The following is a 5,075-nucleotide window of genomic DNA, read 5'->3' as shown; positions in this document are numbered from 1 at the left end:
AAACTCTAACCCTACAATACAATAAAAAGATCAGATACAGGTCAGTTTGAGCGCACCTTAATTGTGGCTGAAGAGGCCGCCTCTGTGAGTTATCTTGAAGGTTGCACGGCCCCAATGTTTGATACCAATCAGCTGCATGCTGCCGTAGTTGAATTAGTTGCTAAAACCGATGCTTCTATAAAATATTCAACTGTTCAGAATTGGTATGCAGGCGATGAAACCGGTAAGGGTGGCATCTACAACTTTGTTACCAAACGCGGAATTTGTGAAGGTGCCCGAAGCCATATAAGTTGGACTCAAGTGGAAACAGGTTCTGCAATAACTTGGAAATATCCAAGTTGCGTATTAGCTGGTGACGACTCAGTTGGAGAGTTTTATTCAGTTGCTTTAACTAATAATTATCAACAGGCTGATACTGGAACTAAAATGTTGCATGTGGGTGCCCGCACCCGCTCCACAATTGTTAGCAAAGGTATAAGCGCTGGTAATTCTTCCAATAGTTACCGCGGTTTAGTGCAGGTTGGCCCTAAAGCCCACGGTGCTAGAAATTATAGTCAATGCGATTCTATGTTGATCGGAGATAGAGCTGCAGCTAATACTTTTCCCTACATTAGATCTCAGCAACCAGATGCAATAATCGAGCACGAAGCAAGTACTTGTAGAATTTCTGCCGATCAACTTTTCTACCTGCAGAGCCGTGGAATTTCTTTTGAAGAGGCGGTTTCAATGATGGTTAGTGGTTTTTGCCGAGATGTGTTTAACCAGCTTCCCCTTGAATTTGCGGCCGAGGCAGACAAATTGCTTGCATTAAAGCTTGAGGGTTCCGTGGGTTAACGGATTCTCTTTTGATGTTTAGTTTCTCTTATTTTCACCCCTTCAAAACGACTCTGTGATAGTTTCTGCCGCCACTTCTGAACCATTGCTTGAGATTAGCAATTTAAGGGCCAGTGTTGCAGGCCAAGAAATTTTATGTGGCATTAATCTCACCATTAATCAGGGAGAAATACATGCCTTAATGGGCCGTAATGGTAGCGGGAAAAGTACTCTTTCTAAATTAATTGCAGGTCATCCCTCCTACGAAATTACAGCTGGATCAATCCGTTTTCGTGGCTTGGATCTAGCTCAGATGCCCCCGGAAGAGCGATCAAGGATAGGAATATTCCTCGGGTTTCAATATCCGGTGGAAATTCCTGGAGTAAGTAATCGTGAGTTTTTAAGAGTATCCACGAACGCCCGCCGTGTGGCTAGCGGTTTAGAGGAGTTGGATACATTTAGCTTTGATGATCATTTGCAGGAGCGTTTGGAATTGGTGCAGATGGATCCTGCCTTTCTTGGTCGCAGTCTTAATGAAGGATTTTCAGGCGGAGAGAAAAAGCGCAACGAAATCTTGCAAATGGCTTTATTGGAACCGGATTTGGCAATTCTTGATGAAACAGATTCAGGACTAGACATAGATGCTTTACGTATCATTGCCGATGGGGTTAAGCAACTTGCAGGGCCGCAAAATGCCACCTTGCTAATTACCCACTACCAAAGATTGCTAGACGCCATCACACCTGATTATGTGCATGTGATGGCCCATGGCCGTATTTTGCGCACCGCTGGCCCTGAGCTTGCCTTGGAGCTGGAGCGCAGGGGGTACGACTGGATTGATCAGGAAGCTGGTATTAATTCGCGGGCTGAAGCAATCGAGGAGGCGGAGCATGAATTGGCTTGAAGCCTTAGTTAAGACCCATGGCATACGGTCTCAAAATTCTGCTGATTATTTGCTTAAAGAGGGTTTGCCCCATCGCCGCCTAGAGCCTTGGCGCTTTACAGATTTAACAGCCCTAACTAATCTTGAGCCCCTACTACTTAAAAAAAGTGGGCCTGTAGTTCATGGGCAGTCTCCACTCTTTGCTCCAGATGTGGTGCGCTTAACTCTTGATGAAGGTGGCGGCAATTTTGTGCTTGCGCAGGGCTCAGCCGCTGCGCCTGCCGGCTTGCGGCTTGATCTAGAAAATCCAGCAGCTAGCAAGGATCTTGATAGCGCTTGGGTATTTCAGCTGCAGAATTCAATCGTGGGCCCTAGTTTCAATTTGGTATTAGGAGCAGCTGAATCATTGCGGCTTGAGCTTTGTTTAAACCCAACTAATTCGGCAGCGCTTGTAAATGCAAAGATGCAGATTTCCCTTGCAGAGGGCGCATCTCTTGAATTATTTGTGAATATTAAAGGCAGCACTAATAGTTTGGTGTTGCTAACTCTGCAGGCCACCCTTGGCCAAGGCTCGAGTTTGCTGGAGGCTCAAAACCTAATTGGAGCTGAGGGAGCGGTTTTGTTATCTGGTTCTGAGGTGAATCAGGCAGCAACAAGTAGTTATGAACGCACGGCAGTAGTGCATGGCTGGGCATTAGCTCGCCAGGAGCCAAGGGTTGTGCAAAATGAAGGCGAGGCACATACTTTTTTAAGGGATTTGGCAATTGCAGCAGAGAATAATATTTGCGATCTTCATAGCGTGGTTAGATTTGATGGGCCAAACGGACGCCTTGAACAACTTCAAAAGGCATTGGTAGATGATGCTGGCCGCAGTATTTTCAACGGAGCAGTGCAGGTTCCTAAACTTGCCCAAGGAACTGATGCATCACAGCTGAGTCGCCATCTATTACTTAGTGATCGCGCCAGGGTGGATTCAAAGCCAGAGCTTGCAATCGTTGCCGACGATGTTCGTTGCAGCCACGGCGCCACCATTAGTAGCTTGGCTACAGATGAGCTTTTTTATATGCAAAGTCGTGGTATTTCGAGGCAACAGGCGGTTTCCTTGTTGAAGCTGGGCTTTTGTCAGCAGATTATTAATTTTTTACCACCAATTGCAGTTTCAGGCTGTTCCCTTGAGGCGGTATTAAAGCCATGAAAAGTGAAAAACTAACCATCACTGATCTTTCAACGCAATGCCGCGTTGATTTCCCAATTTTTGATCAATTAATTAATGGCCAACCTCTAATCTATTTAGATCATGCTGCTACAAGCCAGAAGCCGCAGCAGGTTATAAACGCATTAAGTCATTATTACAGCTGCGATAATGCCAATGTTCATCGCGGTGCCCATAGCTTAAGTGCACGAGCTACAGATGCTTTTGAAGCGGCTAGATCAACTACAGCTAATTTTATTGGTGCCAATGATCCAGCAGAGATTGTATTTACTCGCAATGCTACTGAAGCAATTAATTTAGTTGCGTTTACTTGGGCTGCTGCTCAATTGCAGCCAGGCGATGAAATTCTCACAACGGTAATGGAGCATCACAGTAACCTCGTTCCATGGCAGTTGGTTGCGGCGCGCACCGGCGCTGTGTTGCGGCATGTTGGGTTTACGGCTGCTGGCGAGCTTGACCTTGATGATTTTCGGGCTCAATTAAATACGCGCACTAAAATTGTTCCAATTGTGCAACTAAGTAATAGTCTTGGCTGTTTAAATCCGATTGCAGATTTAGTTGAGCTTTCCCATAAAGTAGGCGCCAAAGTATTGGTTGATGCCTGTCAAAGTTTGGCCCATATTCCAGTTGACGTGCATGTTTTGGGCTGTGATTGGTTAGTGGGCTCCAGCCACAAATTATGTGGTCCAACTGGAATGGGCTTTCTTTGGGGTCGCAGGGAATTACTGGAGCAAGCTCCGCCTTTTTTAGGTGGCGGTGAGATGATAGATGAGGTATTTCTTGATCACAGCACCTGGGCAGCTCTACCCCATAAATTTGAAGCTGGTACTCCTGCTATTGGAGAAGCAATTGGAATGGGTGCAGCCATTGATTATTTAACAAAGCTTGGCTTGGGTAATATCCACGCTTGGGAACAAGAATTAACAGTTTTGTTATGGGATGGCTTGGCACGTATTGAAGGAATTACTTTGTTTGGCCCAACCCCTGAACAGCAACCCCACCGTGCTGCGCTTGCCAGTTTTGTTGTAGCAGGTGCACATCCCCATGATCTATGCGCCCTTCTTGATGCAAATGGCATTTGCATCCGCAGTGGTCACCATTGCACTCAACCATTGCATCGCATATTGGGTATTAATGCCTCGGCTAGGGCTTCGCTTGCTTTTAGCACCAGCCGCTCTGAAATTGAATCGTTCCTTGAAGAATTAGCTAACAGCATTAATTTTCTTAGAGAACATAGCTGATACCTGATTGGTTTGCTTATCCCTTGATATGAGATGTATTAAATTTATGCTTAAAATATGATGATTACAAACATTTCTTTTCTGCTATGAATATTGACGGAAAAGCATGGCGCACAATTTGGCTAGAGGAGGGCGGCAGGTCTGTGGGTGTGATCGATCAAACCCAACTGCCGCATCAGTTTAAAACAAAGACGCTCGGAACTTGCGCTGATGCCGCAGCTGCCATCAGCACGATGGTGGTAAGAGGAGCTCCATTAATAGGAGTAACTGGTGCCTATGGGTTGATGTTGGCCCTACAGGAAGATCCCAGTGATATGGCACTTTTATCTGCCTTTGAATTGCTTAACTCCACTCGCCCAACCGCCATAAATTTGCGTTGGGCCCTAGAGCGTGTGCGCAATCAGGTGGCCACGCTTCCCCAACACCAACGGGCTGCTGCCGCTCAAGCTGAAGCTTCAGTAATTGCTGAAGAAGATGTGGCCATGTGTGAAGCGATTGGCAACCACGGCTTAGCTATCTTCCAGAAATTGGCAGCGGCTCGCCCTTTTGAACGCTTGGGCATGCCATTTCAAGTGTTAACTCACTGCAATGCTGGTTGGCTAGCAACAGTTGATTGGGGCACAGCTCTAGCTCCGATTTATAAAGCACATCGAGCTGGGATGGATATTCATGTTTGGGTTGATGAAACTCGGCCACGAAATCAAGGTGCAGCTCTTACCGCTTTTGAATTAGCTAAGGAGGGGGTGCCACATACGGTGATTGTGGATAACGCCGGAGGCCATTTGATGCAGCATGGCGAAGTTGATGCTGTAATAGTTGGTACCGATCGCACCACCAGCATCGGTGATGTGTGTAACAAGATTGGAACCTATCTAAAGGCGCTTGCTGCCTTTGATAATAATGTTCCCTTTTATGTAGCTCTGCC

The 5,075-nt window shown here is 46.3% G+C and carries 5 protein-coding genes; all 5 read left to right on the top strand.

What is annotated here, in order from left to right; translation table 11 throughout:
• Window positions 1-21: 21 nt before the first annotated feature.
• On the top strand, window positions 22-834 hold the full coding sequence (gene sufB, locus KB557_RS08760) for a Fe-S cluster assembly protein SufB (protein ID WP_399218899.1): 813 nt from the start codon (window positions 22-24) through the stop codon (window positions 832-834).
• 55 nt (window positions 835-889) lie between these two features.
• Entirely contained in the window at window positions 890-1,717 is an 828-nt protein-coding gene (gene sufC / locus KB557_RS08755) for a Fe-S cluster assembly ATPase SufC (protein WP_255133330.1), read from the top strand.
• Window positions 1,704-2,891 carry a SufD family Fe-S cluster assembly protein gene (locus KB557_RS08750; RefSeq protein ID WP_255133328.1) on the top strand — a complete coding sequence of 396 codons (1,188 nt, stop codon included), beginning with the start codon at window positions 1,704-1,706 and terminating at the stop codon, window positions 2,889-2,891. Before sufC ends, KB557_RS08750 begins: the two co-directional genes overlap by 14 nt.
• Entirely contained in the window at window positions 2,888-4,150 is a 1,263-nt protein-coding gene (locus KB557_RS08745; protein WP_255133326.1) for a SufS family cysteine desulfurase, read from the top strand. Before KB557_RS08750 ends, KB557_RS08745 begins: the two co-directional genes overlap by 4 nt.
• An 86-nt stretch (window positions 4,151-4,236) precedes the next feature.
• The coding region (gene mtnA, locus KB557_RS08740) for an S-methyl-5-thioribose-1-phosphate isomerase (RefSeq protein ID WP_255133324.1) at window positions 4,237-5,075 on the top strand (839 nt) is incomplete at its 3' end.

It is taken from the genome of Synechococcus sp. Cruz CV12-2-Slac-r, from assembly GCF_024346075.1.
GTDB lineage: Bacteria > Cyanobacteriota > Cyanobacteriia > PCC-6307 > Cyanobiaceae > Synechococcus_D.
The sequence above is the reverse complement of the archived record's forward strand: the minus strand, read 5'-3'. Positions and strand labels throughout refer to the sequence as shown.

Excerpts from the sequence above, each read along its gene's own strand:
- KB557_RS08750 (WP_255133328.1), top strand. The coding sequence starts at position 1,704 with ATGAATTGGCTTGAAGCCTTAGTTAAGACCCATGGCATACGGTCTCAA.
- KB557_RS08745 (WP_255133326.1), top strand. The coding sequence starts at position 2,888 with ATGAAAAGTGAAAAACTAACCATCACTGATCTTTCAACGCAATGCCGC.